The organism is Psychrobacter sp. TB20-MNA-CIBAN-0197, from assembly GCF_040309765.1.
In the GTDB taxonomy this organism is placed as follows: Bacteria; Pseudomonadota; Gammaproteobacteria; order Pseudomonadales; family Moraxellaceae; genus Psychrobacter; species Psychrobacter submarinus.
This window is the reverse complement of record NZ_JBEOPC010001097.1, coordinates 1-250: the sequence shown is the minus strand read 5'-3', so window position 1 is coordinate 250 and position 250 is coordinate 1. Positions and strand designations below refer to the sequence as shown.

The window sequence follows — 250 nt, the reverse complement described above, 5'->3', positions numbered from 1 at the left end:
GCTTTGGTCGCGCTATCAGCAGAGCCGTGATTTGATCAGCGTCGGTGCCTACGTAGCCGGTGGCGATCGCGAGACCGATCTGGCGATTTCCCTGCAACCACAACTGGTCAGGTATCAGCGCCAGGGCCTCAACGACAAAATAAATCTGGGTGAGAGCCAGGCCTATCTGGAAACCCTGTTCGCCCCTGCGGCGGGCGGGTAACCGGCCATGGCCGTCAGCCGCGCCGCGCGCCTGGCACCGGTGGTGGAC

General features: G+C 63.6%; 1 protein-coding gene. It reads left to right on the top strand.

Annotated features, from left to right (window positions below; translation table 11 throughout):
* On the top strand, positions 1 to 202 hold a 202-nt coding region (locus AAEY83_RS17310; protein ID WP_351061147.1), incomplete at its 5' end, for a hypothetical protein.
* Positions 203 to 250 lie beyond the last annotated feature (48 nt).